At 35.2% G+C, this 16,271-nt stretch carries 18 protein-coding genes; 2 read left to right on the top strand and 16 right to left on the bottom strand.

Translation table 11 applies throughout. The features are described from left to right. The 15 genes from ACKI30_RS03490 to ACKI30_RS03420 form a co-directional block, all read right to left on the bottom strand. Nucleotides 1-798 (bottom strand): translation initiation factor IF-2 subunit alpha, encoded by a 798-nt coding sequence (locus tag ACKI30_RS03490; RefSeq protein WP_292739057.1) that lies wholly within the window; start codon nt 796-798, stop codon nt 1-3. Nucleotides 799-866: 68 nt separating this feature from the next. Continuing rightward, the gene (locus ACKI30_RS03485; protein ID WP_067044971.1) at nt 867-1,046 is read right to left on the bottom strand and encodes a 30S ribosomal protein S27e; all 180 of its coding nucleotides are present in this window, start codon (nt 1,044-1,046) and stop codon (nt 867-869) included. A 9-nt stretch (nt 1,047-1,055) separates the two neighbouring features. After that, nucleotides 1,056-1,334 (bottom strand): 50S ribosomal protein L44e, encoded by a 279-nt coding sequence (locus ACKI30_RS03480; protein ID WP_292739056.1) that lies wholly within the window; start codon nt 1,332-1,334, stop codon nt 1,056-1,058. Nucleotides 1,335-1,572: 238 nt separating this feature from the next. Continuing rightward, a complete protein-coding gene (locus ACKI30_RS03475) occupies nt 1,573-2,433 on the bottom strand; it encodes a hypothetical protein (RefSeq protein WP_407409920.1) in 861 nt (286 codons plus the stop codon). 56 nt (nt 2,434-2,489) lie between these two features. After that, the gene (gene pcn / locus ACKI30_RS03470) at nt 2,490-3,224 is read right to left on the bottom strand and encodes a proliferating cell nuclear antigen (pcna) (RefSeq protein WP_292739053.1); all 735 of its coding nucleotides are present in this window, start codon (nt 3,222-3,224) and stop codon (nt 2,490-2,492) included. Between the two features lie 73 nt (nt 3,225-3,297). Beyond that, entirely contained in the window at nt 3,298-4,071 is a 774-nt protein-coding gene (gene trpA, locus ACKI30_RS03465; protein WP_407409917.1) for a tryptophan synthase subunit alpha, read from the bottom strand. Then, nucleotides 4,064-5,248, bottom strand: coding sequence for a tryptophan synthase subunit beta (gene trpB, locus ACKI30_RS03460; RefSeq protein WP_407409915.1), 1,185 nt, complete (start codon nt 5,246-5,248; stop codon nt 4,064-4,066). The genes trpA and trpB overlap by 8 nt, the downstream gene beginning before the upstream one ends. Continuing rightward, nucleotides 5,245-5,844 carry a phosphoribosylanthranilate isomerase gene (locus ACKI30_RS03455; RefSeq protein ID WP_407409913.1) on the bottom strand — a complete coding sequence of 200 codons (600 nt, stop codon included), beginning with the start codon at nt 5,842-5,844 and terminating at the stop codon, nt 5,245-5,247. The genes trpB and ACKI30_RS03455 overlap by 4 nt, the downstream gene beginning before the upstream one ends. Beyond that, a complete protein-coding gene (gene trpC, locus ACKI30_RS03450; protein WP_407409911.1) occupies nt 5,837-6,613 on the bottom strand; it encodes an indole-3-glycerol phosphate synthase TrpC in 777 nt (258 codons plus the stop codon). Before trpC ends, ACKI30_RS03455 begins: the two co-directional genes overlap by 8 nt. A 5-nt stretch (nt 6,614-6,618) precedes the next feature. Further along, a complete protein-coding gene (gene trpD / locus ACKI30_RS03445) occupies nt 6,619-7,626 on the bottom strand; it encodes an anthranilate phosphoribosyltransferase (RefSeq protein ID WP_407409909.1) in 1,008 nt (335 codons plus the stop codon). Then, on the bottom strand, nt 7,623-8,207 hold the full coding sequence (locus tag ACKI30_RS03440) for an aminodeoxychorismate/anthranilate synthase component II (protein WP_295160935.1): 585 nt from the start codon (nt 8,205-8,207) through the stop codon (nt 7,623-7,625). The genes trpD and ACKI30_RS03440 overlap by 4 nt, the downstream gene beginning before the upstream one ends. Beyond that, entirely contained in the window at nt 8,204-9,700 is a 1,497-nt protein-coding gene (gene trpE, locus ACKI30_RS03435) for an anthranilate synthase component I (RefSeq protein ID WP_407409907.1), read from the bottom strand. Before trpE ends, ACKI30_RS03440 begins: the two co-directional genes overlap by 4 nt. Nucleotides 9,701-9,791: 91 nt before the next feature. Continuing rightward, nucleotides 9,792-10,190: a hypothetical protein gene (locus ACKI30_RS03430; protein ID WP_407409906.1), complete on the bottom strand. Its 399-nt coding sequence runs from the start codon at nt 10,188-10,190 to the stop codon at nt 9,792-9,794. 22 nt (nt 10,191-10,212) lie between these two features. Continuing rightward, nucleotides 10,213-10,731: a CPBP family intramembrane glutamic endopeptidase gene (locus ACKI30_RS03425; protein WP_407409904.1), complete on the bottom strand. Its 519-nt coding sequence runs from the start codon at nt 10,729-10,731 to the stop codon at nt 10,213-10,215. A 350-nt stretch (nt 10,732-11,081) separates the two neighbouring features. Continuing rightward, nucleotides 11,082-11,285 (bottom strand): helix-turn-helix transcriptional regulator, encoded by a 204-nt coding sequence (locus ACKI30_RS03420; protein WP_292739033.1) that lies wholly within the window; start codon nt 11,283-11,285, stop codon nt 11,082-11,084. A 153-nt stretch (nt 11,286-11,438) separates the two neighbouring features. On the opposite strand from ACKI30_RS03420, the gene purB reads away from it, so the two are divergent. After that, nucleotides 11,439-12,788, top strand: a complete 1,350-nt coding sequence (gene purB / locus ACKI30_RS03415; protein WP_407409902.1) for an adenylosuccinate lyase — start codon at nt 11,439-11,441, stop codon at nt 12,786-12,788. 9 nt (nt 12,789-12,797) lie between these two features. Then, entirely contained in the window at nt 12,798-13,649 is an 852-nt protein-coding gene (locus tag ACKI30_RS03410) for a hypothetical protein (protein ID WP_407409901.1), read from the top strand. A 5-nt stretch (nt 13,650-13,654) separates the two neighbouring features. Here ACKI30_RS03410 and ACKI30_RS03405 read toward each other — a convergent pair whose 3' ends face one another. Then, nucleotides 13,655-16,147, bottom strand: a complete 2,493-nt coding sequence (locus ACKI30_RS03405; protein ID WP_407409899.1) for a heavy metal translocating P-type ATPase — start codon at nt 16,145-16,147, stop codon at nt 13,655-13,657. Nucleotides 16,148-16,271 lie beyond the last annotated feature (124 nt).

Below are 16,271 nucleotides of genomic sequence, written 5' to 3'. Positions count from 1 at the left end.
CTAATTATCTAATTCTCTTAAAAATGAACCATTTCCGTCAGATTCTTCAACAACTGCAATACACCTATCAGCAGCAGCTTTAAGCTCTTTTTCTGCCAATAAATAATCAGTAGATTTAACTGTGATTCTGTATCTTGGTGCACCTACACATTGTACCTTGATTTCTTCTTCAGCATCGCCATTATCTTCTGCAGCTTTAAGAGCGGCAATGATAATTTCAACACCGTTAGGTACAAATGTTTCAATGTCAACATAACCACTGATATGAACCTCAGGAGGAGTAATATTTTTCTTAGCTACTTCAGTAATAGCATCAGCCCAATCTTGAGGAATTCCTTCTTCAGTAAGTGATTCTGCACCTTCATCAGCAGCAGTTTCAAAAGCACCATAAACATCACCAAAGATGTCCATAAGCTCGTAACCTACTTCATCGTAAGCAGCATCCAAATCTTTATCTAAGGATTTAGCAGCCAATTCTAAGAATTTTTCAGCTTTTTGCTCAATTTTCCAATGTTGGATTTTTTTAGTTCTTTGATCTTCACGGATTCTTTTTAAAGATGCATCCACATGCCCTTTTTTAGGATTTACTCTGAGAACACGACAAACGATCTTTTGGTTTTCCCTTACATGGTCTCTGATATTTTTAACCCAACCAGAAGATACTTCAGAAATATGAATAAAAGCTTCTTTGCCCTGATATTCTTCTAATTTAGCAAAAGCCCCATAATTAAGAACTTTATAAACAGTACCTACGATAAGTTCTCCTTCATCAGGCCATTCTTGACTTTTTCTTACCATACTCTCACCAACATTAATAAAAAAAATTTATAAAAAAATAGTAAAAAAATAAGTTGAAAACTAGAAATCTAGTTTAAAACTTTTTCAATGTGTGCGGTGATTTTAGCTTTAGCACCGCGAGATTTGACAAGGGTTTTACCGCAAATAATACATTTTACGTCAGATGCTGCACGGTCAAAGATTACTTGCTCATTGTCACAATCTAAACATTTAACTTTTAAAAAGTTTCCTCTACCTTTACTAACCATGTTAATCACCTATTTAGCTACAAATTCAGGTTTTCCTGTTCTGAAAGATTGTTTGATGTGAGATTTACCACATTCTTTACATTTAAGTCTTAAGTCTAATTTTTTAACTGGTTTGTTACCAGCAGGTAAAGGCCTTGGATATCCTCTGTATCCAGCAGTTACACGTCTGAATTGTCTTTGTCCCCAGGTTAACTCACTAGCTTTTCTTTTTTTAGCAGTGTGTACTTCATGTACAGTGTGCCTTTTACAATGAGGACAGTATGTTCTTTTTTCTTTTGGTATTTTCATTTTTTCACCGTTTTAAAACACTAAAATGTGCTTAATCAATAAATCATTGTAAATCTATTCATAAATTTATCTAAACTAAAGTTTTAACAGAAAATGTTAGAGATTGAAACTGCTTTGTAACGCATCAAGTCTACAAACAGCAAAAATCCAAATTATAATAAATATAATTTTTTATTATTACAAATAGATATGCACCTATATATATTTAACAAGTTATATAAAGTTAATGGAAAATGAGTTAAATTTTAACTTGACGGCCTTTTCTATTTTTGAAAAATATTTTTGCATTAATCATCGGCAATGTCACAAGGTCCTGGGACCTGAACGGACCATATACCTTTTCATCAACGCCTACAATAGGACCTACATCGTCAAAAACAAGCATTGTAACCAATTCAGAATCTTTAGCAATTTTTTGAGATTCCAAATCATAGAATTCATCAACCTCATCCATTGCATTCGGATTATCTTCAATATTGGCATTTGGAGGAGTGACTTTAGGCTTTTCTTCCACTTTAGGCTTAACGGGTTCAGGTTGTGGAGATATGACCTCTCTTTTAGGAGGTTGGGTTTTCTCTTCAACAATTGCCTCAGCCTTATTTATCTCATCTGACTTTTCCAAAACAGGATCATTTTTAGGAGGCACTAATGTAGTTGATTGAGTATCATTAGTTTTTGCCTGACTAGCCTCATCCTCGTCATCGGATAATTTTTCAAGTGAAATGGCACCCCTATGATTTTTTAATGTATCAAGCAAGGAATAATAGAATTTTTCTTCCTCAGGAGTCAAGTTAAGAGGTGTTGTATCAACCAAATCAAATTGAGGTTTTCCAGTAAAAAGATGATATGACCTGTGAATGTTTACCACCGCAGCATCAGTAATCTTATGCTCACGTCTTTCACAGATTTCTGTTGCGATAATCTGAGCCTCTTTGAGAATTCCATGAGCGTTGGAAAACGGATCTTCCATAGCCTGACGCCTAAGGTCATCTAAATACTCGTGAATATCATTGTAAAAGGTTTCATCTACACGAGCTAATGTACCATTATTACGTTCCTTCTTTTGAACTTTACGCAATTGTTGATAAAACTGGTCCACTTAATACCATCTCTAAAATGTGTGTTTAAAAATAAAAAAAAGATAAACAAATGAAATTATTCATCTGTTTCCAATCTAGGAGCAAGCAAGAAACTTAATTTACCATCACCGGTTACCATATTAAGAGTTAAACTTAATGGCATGTCGGTACCTAAACCAATTTCAGCTTCCTCTGAAAATTTGTCTGCTTTGAGCATTTCTCTAATTTTATCCAATGAGAATAAAGATTTTGCATGTTCATTGATGTTTTCGCCGTGGAGATATTTGATGCTTGCGTCTCCGAATTCACCATCAGCTGATGCAATGAAGTAATCTTCATCAACTTGGAAAGCGATTTTATCTGAAAAGATATCAATATCGTTGATACAATCTTTTAAGATTGAGAAACGAACTTTGAATGATGTTGGATGCTCGATTTGAGGTGGAACAGGGTTATCATATTCCATATCAATTAATCTTATTTTAAATGTTCTGGTAGCATCTCCTTCAAAAGTAATGATGAAATTACCTTCATCCACAGACATCAATACTCTGTCTTGAGATTTAGCACGTTTAAGAACTCTCATGAATTCATCAGTGTCAATATTGATTTTTTCAGGAACATCACAAATGTATTCATCGAATAAACTAGATTTAAGTTCTAAATGTACGAAAGTTATGTGACTACGGTCTAAGGCATCTAATCTCATGCCTTCACTGTCAGTTTGAATTTGTACTTCATCTACAATGGATGAAATAGCATCAAAACTGGTTTTTAATATACTAGAATCACTTAATTCTGCTTTAAACATAAATAATCCTCTAATCAGTAATAGTTTTATATTTATTTTTTATATATAATAAAGTTTTACTTTTCATATATCATCATTGATTAGCCGCCTTTTTCATAGCAGAAACATACTCTTTTATAGGTTCTGTTGCATTTTCACCATGTTCTTCAATGATTTTTACAATTGCACTGCCAACTATGACCCCATCAGCGATTTTACCAATTTCAGATGCCTGTTCAGGAGTATTAATTCCAAAACCGACTGCCAACGGCAAATCAGTGACATCACGAATATCTTCCAGAATAGAATTTAAATCAGTTTTGATTTCTGAACGCATTCCGGTAACACCCAATGAGGAGACAACATAAATAAAACCGGTAGCATCGCCAGCAATCATTTGAATTCTTTCCTTTGAAGTCGGAGCAATCAAAGAAATCACATCAACGTCATTTTTACGTGCAATATCTACGATTTCGCCCTTTTCTTCATAAGGCAAATCAGGAGATATGATTCCATCTACACCAAGCTCACTGCATTTTTTAAAGAATTCCTCATAACCATAAAAGAAAACGGGATTGATATAAGTTAAAAAGACTATAGGAATATCGGTTTTTTCACGAATAACCTTAACTGCATCAAATACGTCGTCTGTTGTTGTGTTCTGTCTTAAAGCTCTCACATTAGCTTCCTGAATTACAACACCCTCAGCCATAGGATCTGAAAATGGAATTCCTATTTCTATCAGGTCACAGCCTGCCTCTTCCATTGCAAGAATAAATTCAACAGTCTTTTCAATATTTGGATCTCCTGCAGTCAAAAAGCCAATAAATGCTTTTCCATTTTTGAATGCATTAGCTATCTTACTCATCTAACTCAACTCCCCTGTATTCCGCAATTGACCTGACGTCCTTATCTCCCCTTCCGGATAAACAAATCATTATTATATCATCCTTATCCATAGTCGGAGCAATTTTCATCGCATGCGCTACTGCATGAGCACTTTCAATAGCCGGAATGATACCTTCCATTCTTGAGAGATATTCAAATGCCTCAACAGCTTCCTCATCATTAACAGGAACATATTCAGCCCTTCCGATATCCCGTAGGTATGCATGCTCAGGTCCGACACCAGGATAGTCAAGACCAGCTGAAACTGAATAAACAGGTGCTATCTGACCATATTCTCCCTGATTAAAAAAGGATTTCATTCCATGGAATATGCCAATTTGACCTTTTGTTAATGCAGCCGCATTATAAGGAGTGTCCACACCTTTTCCACCGGCTTCACAACCTATCAGCCTGACCTCTTCATCATCTATGAAATTGTAAAATGCACCCATAGCATTACTTCCTCCACCTACACATGCAACAACTGCATTCGGGAGTCTTCCTTCAATGTCCAAAAATTGCTGACGTGCTTCAGCACTGATTACGGCCTGAAAATCACGAACCATCATTGGAAATGGATGAGGTCCCATTGTAGAACCTATTACATAATTAGTATCATGAATACGAGCAATCCAGTCCCTGAATGCATCATTTACTGCATCCTTAAGTGTCTTTGTTCCGGATTTAACGGAATGGACTTTTGCTCCAAGCAATTCCATCCTATAAACGTTTAACGCTTGCCTTTTTGTGTCCACTTCTCCCATGAACACTTCACATTCCATATCTAAAAGTGCAGCGGCAGTTGCAGTAGCTACACCATGTTGACCAGCACCGGTTTCTGCAATCACTCTTGTTTTACCCATCTTTTTAGCAAGCAGCACTTGTCCTAACACATTGTTAATCTTATGAGCGCCAGTGTGGTTTAAATCTTCCCTTTTCAGATAAATCTTTGCACCGCCAAGGTCCTCAGTCATTCTTTTTGCATAGTACAAAAGGGAAGGCCTTCCAGCATATTCCTTCAATAATGTATTCAACTCATCTACAAAGTCAGGATCATTCATGTAATGATGATATTGCTCTTCCAAGTACAATAGCTCATTCATTAACGTTTCAGATATGTATTGGCCACCATACTCACCATATCGTCCTTTACTCAATTTATTGCCTCCATAATCTCTTTAATCTTATTTTCATCTTTATAATCATTAGTTTCAAGACTTGAACTTAAATCAATAGCATAAGGGTCAAATTCCTCGATAGCTTTTTTAACGTTTGTGGAATTGATTCCACCAGCCAAGAAAAATTCCTTTTTTAAATCTGTTCTTATCAGTTGCCAGTCAAAGGTTTTTCCACTGCCTTTCCCACTGTCAAGAAGTAAATAATCCGCAGGAGAATCATCATATTTTGATAAGTCCTCATCCTCAGACATTTCAATTGCTTTGATAATTTTTAGTTCATTGTTAGTATTTTCTTTTAAACTATTAATATAATCTTCATCTTCTCTGCCATGCAGTTGTGCAATTTCAATTACATCATCATTGAATAATTTCAAGATTTCATCCTGAGGCGCATCGACAAAGACACCTACAGGTATTATGTCAGAACTCAAATTATCCTTCAATTCCTTTGCAATTTCAGGAGATACTTTTCTTTTTGAATCTGCAAATACAAAACCAACATAATCTGGTTTATATTTATTTACTATCCTTATATCCTCCAATCGTCTGAGTCCGCAGATTTTAATCTTAACCATTTTTCAACTCCAAAATCATAGCCTTCTTGTCATCACTTTTCATTAAAGTTTCGCCTATTAAAACAGCATCAACATTATTTTCTTTCAATCTCCTTACATCTTGCGGTGTTTTAATTCCACTTTCAGAAATAAATATGATATCTCCACTTACACATCTACGTAGACTGATACTGTTTTCAATATCCACTGTGAAATTTGTCAAATCCCTATTGTTTACACCGATTATTTCAGCACCAACATTGAGTGCAGTTCTGATTTCTGTAGCGTCATGAGCTTCAACAATAGCGGACAGACCCAAATCATGTGCCAAATCCAAGTATTTCTTTAATTCAACCATTGACAGAATAGATACTATCAGCAACACTGCAGATGCACCCAGTTGCTTTGCCTCCCAAATCATGTACTCATCTATGACAAAATCTTTTCTTAAAATTGGAATGCTGACATTTTGAGAGATTTCATTAAGATATTCATTGGACCCCTTGAAAAAATATGGTTCGGTTAAAACTGAAATGGCAGATGCTCCTGCATCTTCATAATCCTTTGCAATAGCAACGTGATCAAAATCCTCGGCAATCAGCCCTTTTGAAGGTGAAGCCCTTTTGACTTCAGCTATGATTGAAATTTCAGATTCGCTTAAAGCTTTTTTAAATGGAAAATCCTGAGTTATTTCTAATTGTTGAACTTCTGCTTTAAGTTCTTCAAGAGACTTGTTTTTCTTTGATTCGTCCAATCTTTCCCTGGTTTTTGCAACAATTTCATCCAACATAATAATCAACTGTTTGTAATTTCTATAAATCTTTCTAACTGTTTCAATGCTTTTCCGGAATCAATGATTTCCTCTGCAAGTTCAACACCTTCGCGCAGAGAATCGACTTCGCCCGCAACATACAAACCTGCTGCTGAATTAAGTAAAACCGCATTTCTTTTAGGTCCTTTTTCACCATTCAAAATTGACAATGTGATTTTTGCATTTTCTTTAGCATCTCCGCCAACAAGGTCCTCTTTAGAAGCCTTTTCCATTCCAAAGTATTCCGGTGTAATCTCATAGGCCATGATTTCACCATCCTTAAGCTCACAGACTGAAGTCTTATCACTTACGGAAATTTCATCCATTCCATCAACACCATAAACTGTCAATGCAGATTTAACACCTAAGTTTTTTAAAACTTTTGTCAAAGGTTCTACAAGGTCTTTTTCATAAACTCCCAGCACTTCCATGGATGCACCCGCAGGACTTGTCAGCGGTCCCAAAATATTAAAGATTGTTCTGATTGATAACTCTTTACGGACACCTGCAACGTATTTCATTGCAATATGATAGTTTTGAGCGAACAAGAAGCATAAATTAATTTCCTTTAAACATTTCAAGCTTTTCTCAGGTTCAATATGGATATTGACACCCAATTCCTCTAAAACATCAGCAGCACCACATTTGCTTGATGCAGATCTGTTTCCATGTTTTGCCACAGGAACTCCTGCCGCTGAAATAACAATTGAGGATGTTGTGGATATATTGAATGTATTTGAACCGTCACCACCGGTTCCAACAATCTCCAAAACTTCCTTGTCATTCAATAGCCTTACACAGTGAGCCCTCATAGCCTCAGCAGATGCGGTTATCTCATCGATTGTTTCACCTTTCATGGACATTGCGGTTAAATATGCGCTCATCTGCACTTCACTAGCTTCACCGCTCATGATTTCATCCATAGTTTGGTAAGCTTCATCATATGTTAAGTTTTCATTTTTATATACCTTTAAAATAGCTTCTTTAATCATAAAATCCCTTTCTCAACCTTTTCTAAAAAATTTTCAATAATTGTTAACCCATCCGGAGTAAGAATTGATTCCGGATGAAACTGAAGACCGTAAACATTGAAATCCTTATGTTTCACCGCCATTATTTCGCCGTCGTCTTTAGCCTTGGATATCACATCAAGACAGTCCGGAATACTGTCATCAACCAGGCTTAATGAGTGATATCTTCCAACCTCAATTTCTGTCGGCAACCCTTTGAATATGAAATCATAATCAAGTGAAATTCTTGAAGTTTTTCCATGCATCAGTCTTTTCGCATGAGATATTTTGCCGCCAAACGCTTCACAGATAGACTGATGTCCTAAGCAAACCCCCAAAATTGGAATTTTACCTGAGAAATTTAAAACAACATCAATGCAAATTCCCGCATCTTCAGGTTTTCCAGGACCTGGGGACAGAATTATGCATTCAGGATCCAATTCGGAAATTTCTTCAATGGTTATCTTATCATTTCTGACTACTTTAATATCCTGATTTACTTCACCAATCAATTGATACAAGTTATATGAAAAGCTATCATAATTATCTATTAAAAGAATCATTCTATCCCTCCGTTTGCAATTTCCAATGCATTTATTACGGCAGCGGCTTTGTTTAAACATTCATCGAATTCATTGTCAGGCACGCTGTCGGCCACTATGCCCGCTCCTGAACGTATGAACACCTTGTCATTTCTTGCAAAGGCAATTCTAATTGAAATGCATGTGTCAATATTTCCGCTCAAATCAACATATCCAATTGCCCCGCCATAAATTCCTCTTTTGTTATCTTCAAGTTCGTTTATTATTTCACAGGCCCTTATTTTTGGAGCTCCGGACAATGTTCCTGCAGGTAAAATTGAATCTATCGCAACAAGAGAGTCCAAATCGCTTCTTAAGGTTCCGCTAACTGTAGAACCGATGTGCATCACATGTGAAAATCTCTCAATTGACAGGTATTTTTCAACATTGACGGATCCGATTTCAGATATTCTTCCAATGTCGTTTCTTCCAAGATCCACCAGCATATTATGTTCAGCCAGTTCCTTTTCATCAGCGAGCAATTCCTTTTCAAGCTCCAAGTCTTCCTCTTCGGTTTTTCCACGAGGCCTTGTTCCGGCAAGAGGGAATGTGAACAATTTTTTGTCTGTAAGTTTCACTAGAGTTTCCGGAGATGCACCGGCTATCTCAATGTCATCACTTGAGAAATAAAACATGTATGGAGAAGGATTTGTTGTTCTCAAAACCCTGTAAGTATCGAACAGACTTCCGGTGATGTCAGCCTCAATCCTGTTTGAGAGGACAACCTGGAAAATGTCTCCTTCTTTAATGTAATTTTTAGCCTTTAAAACCATGTCGCAATATTTTTCACGGGAAAATACGGGTTTGAAATCTGATTTTAACTCCAATGGTTTTATTTCAGCTTTTTTTCCATTTTTGATTAAGTCTGCAATTTCCTTTAAATCAGCACAAGCCTTTTCATAATTGCTTTCCAAATCGTCAGTCTTTATATTTGAAATAAGAATAATCTTTTGCTTGAAGTTATCAAAGGCTATTACCTTGTCAAACAGCATCAGGTCAATGTCCTTGAATTGGTCCTGATTTTCCGCATCAAGATTAAGGGAAGGTTCAGCATACTTTATGTAGTCATATGCAAAATATCCGACAAAACCGCCAGTGAAAGGAGGCAGATAATCAATTTTTGGAGATTTATTCTTATTTACCAAATCCTTAATTATTTCACTTGGATTATCGGTTTCAATTGTTATTTCATCATCATTGAACTCATCAAAGTTTTCGCTGCCTTTAATTTTGACAATACCGTCCTGACAGGTAAACTCCAAAAGCGGATTGAAACCTAAAAAAGAGTATCTTCCCCATTTTTCCGCATCTTCAATACTTTCCAACATATAACAGTGCTTACTGATATTTTTCAATACTCTTAAAACTTCGATTGGAGTTGCAATATCCGAAAATAATTCATATGAAACCGGAATACGCTTATACTCCTCATTTTTTGCTATATTTTTTATCTCTTCTAAACTTGGGGAAAACATTATATCACTTGATATAATCTTTATATAATGTACTATTTAAAACCTTGTTGTCATAATTTGTACATTGAAAAATAAGTGAAAAAAAATAGGATTACATTTTATCCTGTTCTTTAGAAAATTGAATAACAATCTTTTTTATTTCCCTGCTTTCCAAATAAGGAAGCTTTTCAGTTATTTCCTTTTCTAAATCCTGATTTAACTGTAATCTTTTTTGAACATATTCATCTCCAGTGAATTCACTGCGATACTGTTTATTCAAATTGGAATATTTGGTAATCAAAGGTTGAAGAACTTTGCCAATATCAACATCCAACTTATCATTTTTGATTTTTTGTTTTCTGATTTCAGAAACAAAACCGACGACAGTTATGAAAAAGCCCAAAACAGTTATTGTCAATGCAGGGACAAAAATCTTTTCATTGTCTAGAAATACGACAGTTAAAACTATTCCAACAAATATTAATGCAATACCAATTTTTCTTAAATCCATGATAAATAGTCTATACAACTAATTATTTAATGTTATTCAATTCATGAGCCATGAACCTTAACAAAAATATTGCAGACAAAATAGCTAAAATACTCATAATCAACATTACAGCATTATTTGTAAACAATAACTCACCCACATCAATGAGCCTTATGCTTTCAGCAAATAGATTGTTTAAAAAATGAGCCAAAATAGGAACACAAATATTTTCACTCTTCAAATACAGAATAGCCATGCAAATTGCAAATACAATCGCTGATGTGATGCTTCCAAAATTATGAAGAGATCCGAAAAGCAATGCTGAGATTAAAACCGCAAATACGGTAGGGACATAAATCTTCAACCTGTTTAACAAGACTCCCCTAAATATAAGCTCTTCAGCAATTGGAGAAACAAAAATGGTGGAAATCAATGGTGAAAAACTAAGCAGTGACATTGAAGGAACAGCGAAATTCACTAAAAAATCCAAACCAGGAAAACTGACCGCCAGATAATTTGCCGCATAAAGCATCCCATATGAAAAGAAAATATTGACGACCACTATTAAAAGAATTTGTTTCAGCATTGTTTTTGAAAAAACATTGCAAAAATCGTTTTTAAAATCTTCAAAACAATTCCTCAACATAAACATGAAATAGAAAATTACAAAAACGTAAAACCATTTCTGATTAATAACTGATGTAAACTGCCCCAAAGCATATAAAAACACATATAAAAGAATTATAACAATAATTAAATGTTTAACCTTAATATTTTTAATAACATCGTTGCATAGGGACATAATATCTGAAAACAATCTCTTTAATTAAATAAAAAAAATAATAAAAAAAAATAAAATAGCATATATATTAACTTAAACTAGCCATTGAGTTAACTAATTCAAAATCTCATTCAATCATCTTCGTTAAACACAAAAACCTCTTCAATAGCATTTTTGCCCAAAACCTTTGTGATTTTGTAGGCTAATAACAAGGAAGGATTATAACGAGCATTTTCTAAAGCGTTTATTGTTTGGCGAGTTACACCAACAGATTCAGCCAATTCCTGTTGAGTAATGCCTTTTTCTTGGCGTAATAGCCGTATTTTTGTTTCCATATACTCACCCTCCCATAACCTCAAGGTTACAGGGGTTGATATAATCTCTTAAATGGGAGATATATAAATGTTTTGTGGGAATATACAACAATATTATTTAAGGAACGGAATACATATATTATAACATAATGAATTAAAAACGAGTTGATATAAATGGCTATACATCCAATCGAATTTAGATATGGAACCCCAGAAATGAAAAGCATCTGGGAAGAAGAAAACAAATTACAAAGAATGCTCGATGTAGAATCCGCATTGGCACAGGCCGAAGGAAGACTTGGAATCATCCCACAGGAAGTTGCAGATGAAATTGCTGCAAAAGCCAATACTGATTATGTTAAACTGGAAAGAATGAAAGAGATCGAAGCTGAAACCAACCACGATATTGCAGCATTATCCAAATCAATTACAGAAGTTTGTGAAAATGGTGCAGGGGAATACGTTCACTTTGGAGCTACATCTAACGATATTGTAGACAGTTCAAATTCATTGCTTATTCGCGATTCAATCGCAGTATTAAAAGAAAAACTAGAAAGATTAACAAAAATCATGCTTAAATTAACCGAAGAAAACAAAATGAAAGTATGTATCGGACGTACACACGGCCAACATGCACTTCCAACAACATACGGTATGAAATTCGGTATTTGGGCTGACGAACTCCACAGACAATACGAAAGATTATTGCATGCTGAAGGAAATGTTTGTATTGGAATGATGGACGGTGCTGTTGGAACAACCGCTGCATTAGGCGAACAAGGATGGGAAATCCACAAAACCGTTGCTGAAATTTTAGGTCTTCCAGCTGCAACAATTACAAACCAGGTTGTTCAAAGGGACAATCATGTAGAATTCATTAGCGTTTTAGCAAATATTGCAAGTACATTAGATAAAATAGGATTAGAAATCAGAAGTTTACAAAGAACCGAACTCATGGAAGTCGGAGAGTTCTTTGACCCTGAAAAACAAGTGGGCAGCAGTACCATGCCGCACAAAATGAATCCTATTACAGCAGAAAGAATCTGTGGTGTTGCAAGAATCGTCAAATCCTATGTCAATGCTGCTTTGGACAACAACCCTCTCTGGCACGAAAGAGACTTGACCAACTCATCTTGTGAAAGAATTATGTTTCCGGAAAGCTGCATTTTAACCGATTACATTCTCAATTTAACCATTAAATTAATGAACAACCTCATTTTCTATGATGAAAATATTGAAAGAAACTTAAACTTAACTAACGGTTTAATTATGGCTGAAAGATTAATGGCAGAACTTACACGTGCAGGAATGGGAAAACAAACTGCTTACGGAATTGTAAGAAAAAATGCAATTAAAGCCAATAAAGAAAAACTCCTGTTAGGCGAATTAATCTTGGAAGATGAAGAAGTTCAAAAATACTTAACTGAAGAAGACGTTGAAAAAATAATGGATCCTCACACTTACGTCGGTTCCATTTCAATAATCATCGATGAATTACTTGAAAAATCAAAAGATTGGTTTTAGGTGTAAAAAATGAGTAGTGTAAAAGAATTAAAATCAGTTGATTTGTCATCATACACTATTATTTCAACTGCGATTGCTGTTTTATTTTCAATAATCAGTTCAATAATACTTGTAATTGCAATCGGAGTAATGAGCCCTGCAGCCATGGGAATTTCAGTATACTTAGTTTCCACAATAGTAGTCGGAACCCTAATGTATACTACCTACAACTCATTTTGTCAAGGATTCCTTTACAATCTATTGGCTACAAAGCTCAATACAATACAAGTTGCCTTTAAAGATGACAAAGAAATTATTAAAATTTCTACTACTTCAACTGCAATCATTACAGCCATGATACTGACAATACAAGTAATTTTACTTTATCTCGCATCAGTATTCCTGGTTCCATTATTATTAAACGCAATGATGCAAACATTGATGTATTCAGGCCAACAATTGCTAGCATATAGCCTTTATCAATTCATATATCTATTAAGTCAACCTACCACAGTTGCTATGATAATTTTTGGTACATTCATCATCACATTCGTGTTTGTTTTGCTTGGATGTTACATATACAACATTGTTGCAAGTACTGGAAGAGGAGCTGTTGTAGAACTATCAAAAGAAGGCAACATGACTTCAGTCGAGTCTGTTGATATTTTAAAATTAGCTATTGTTTTTGCAGCTGTTGCAGGAATTTTGAATTTGGTTATCGCACTCATATCATTAGTTAGTGGCGGAAACATAATGACTGCAATAGGAAATATCATAGGCGGTTTCATCGGTTCATTTATTGAAGGTGCACTTTTAGCTGCATTCTACAATATCCTTGCACCGAAACTTGGAAAATTAAAATTAGAATTAATTGATCAATAGACCAATTAATTTTTACTTTCTCTTTTTATTTCAGGAACATATCTCTTAAGCATTAATGAAAGAGATATGACTGTAACAGAACTTAAAGCCATTGCTAGACCAGCTAATGCCGGTTCGAATGTTATTCCGAATGCAGGATATAAAACACCTGCTGCAATAGGAATCAATATTGAATTATAAGCAAAGGCCCAGAAGATGTTTTCCTTAATTCTTCTCATTACCTTTTTGGAAAACTGTACAGCCGCAACAACATTTTCCAAATCGCCTTCCATGATAACGATGTCACCACTTTCCATAGCAATATCAGTTCCATTACCCATAGCAACACCAATGTCGGCTTGTGTTAATGCCGGAGCATCATTGATACCGTCTCCAACAAACAATACTTTCTTGGTGTGATTTGCCTGAGTTTCTTTGACTATTTCAAGTTTGTTTTCAGGCAATACTCCAGCACGGACATTATCAATTCCCACCTCATTGGCAACATTGAGTGCTGTAGACTCATTGTCCCCTGTCAGCATATAGGTTTTAACGCCCATCTTATGCAATTCATCAATTGCCCTTTTAGAATTAGCCTTGATTTTATCGGATAAGCTTAAGATACCTTTAACTGACTTATCCTGTGCTAAAAAGATAATGGTTTTTGAAAGCTTTTCAAGTTCGTGATATTTATCAACCAACTCGCCTGAAACATCAATATCGTTAGCCTGCATCAGTGAAAGGTTTCCTGCAAAAACATCACTATCATTTAATTTGGCCTTAAGACCCTTACCGGTTACATTTTCAAATTCACTGGTGGAGTCCAAATCCAAATTCATCTCTTTTGATTTGTTTACAATAGCTTTTGCAATAGGGTGATTGGAGTTTTGCTCCACACTTGCTGCAAGTTTAATCAACTCCTCCTCGGAGCAGTCAATAGGAATTATGTCGTCAACTTCAGGTTTTCCTTCAGTTATTGTTCCGGTCTTATCGAATGCAGCGACATCAATTTGGCCTGCATTTTCCAATGTATCCCCATTTTTGATTAGAATACCGTATTCGGCAGCTCTTCCAACACCAACAGTTACGGCAGTCGGAGTGGCAAGACCCAATGCGCATGGACATGCAACAACCAATATTGAAATAAGGCATGTCAGTGAGAATAGCAATGTAGCGCCCAATACAAAATACCATATCAAGAACACAACGATTGCAATTGTCAGAATCACCGGAATAAAGTAGCTTACAATAGTATTTGCAAATTTTTGAACAGGAGGCCTTGAGGATTGTGCCTTTTCAACCAAACGGATAATGTTTGACAGTACAGTCTCCTTGCCTATTTTTTGAGCCTTGATATATAAGACTCCATCCTGATTGATGGTTCCAGCAAAGACTTCTTCACCATCCTTTTTGACTTTAGGAATCGGTTCTCCATTAATCATGGATTCATCCACATAGGACTCTCCGCCAATAACATCACCATCCACTGGAATCTTGTCTCCAGGTTTTACCAATAGCAAATCACCAATTACGATATCAGCGATTGAAACCTCTTTTTGAGAAATTACTTCATTGTTTTCATCAAGCTCAATAGCGGTTGCAACAGTAGGCTGAAGACCAATCAGTTCACGAATTGAATCGGAGGTTCTTTTCTTGGCTCTTGCCTCCAGATATCTTCCAATCATTAAAAATGAAGGAAGCATAACTGCAGAGTCATAAAACATGAAAGTATGGTCTAAAACTATGCCAAATGTTCCAAAAATACTTGAAATGTAAGCAACAAGAACACCCATTGAATACATTACATCCATATTCAGGTTCTTATGCATCAATCCGTTGATTCCTGCTTTTAAAATTGGCAGTGAAACATATAAAAACGGAGCGATACTTACAATAAGTGATAATAATCCCATTGATGAAATATGAATTCCAGTAGCTTCGTGGATACTGTGGGTGAAGCTCATCAAAGGATCCCATCCGCTGAACATTAAAATCATTAAAATAGCTGAAAATATCAAACCTACAATGATTCTATTACGTTTTTCAACCAAATCCTTTTGATAGATTGCTTCCTCATCTATTTCAGTTTGACCTTCAACACCCAGAAGTTCAAATCCCAAAGAAGTGATCACCTCTTCAATCTCATCCAAAGTAACTTTTGATGAATCATACCTGATTTTAGCAGTTTGAGATGTTAAATCCGCTTTAACATCAAAAATTCCATCCAATCTTATCAAAAAATTCTCAACATTCATTGTACATGAAGCACAATGCATTCCCTGAATTCTTATAGTCATTTCATCAGAGTGAAGGTCAAAACCCAAGTTTTTAACCAATCTTTCCATTTCCTCATAAGATATTTTTTTAGTATCGACAGTAATATGTAATTTATTTGCTGCAAGGTCAGCATCGACTTCCTCTACTCCCTCAATTTTTCCAAATGTTTTATTAACGCTTAAAACACAGGAAGCGCAATGCATTCCTTCAATTGGCAAATCCATATGTTTATGTTTTACCATAATATCACGACCGTTTCTATTATATAAAACAATATATGAAATTCAAATATTATAAAAGTTTAGGTAATACTAAAATTATCTAAAAATTGATTGTATAAAAAAAGATTTTGAGAAACACAAGTGT

The organism is Methanobrevibacter sp., from assembly GCF_045539575.1.
GTDB lineage: Archaea > Methanobacteriota > Methanobacteria > Methanobacteriales > Methanobacteriaceae > Methanocatella.
The sequence above is the reverse complement of the archived record's forward strand: the minus strand, read 5'-3'. Positions and strand labels throughout refer to the sequence as shown.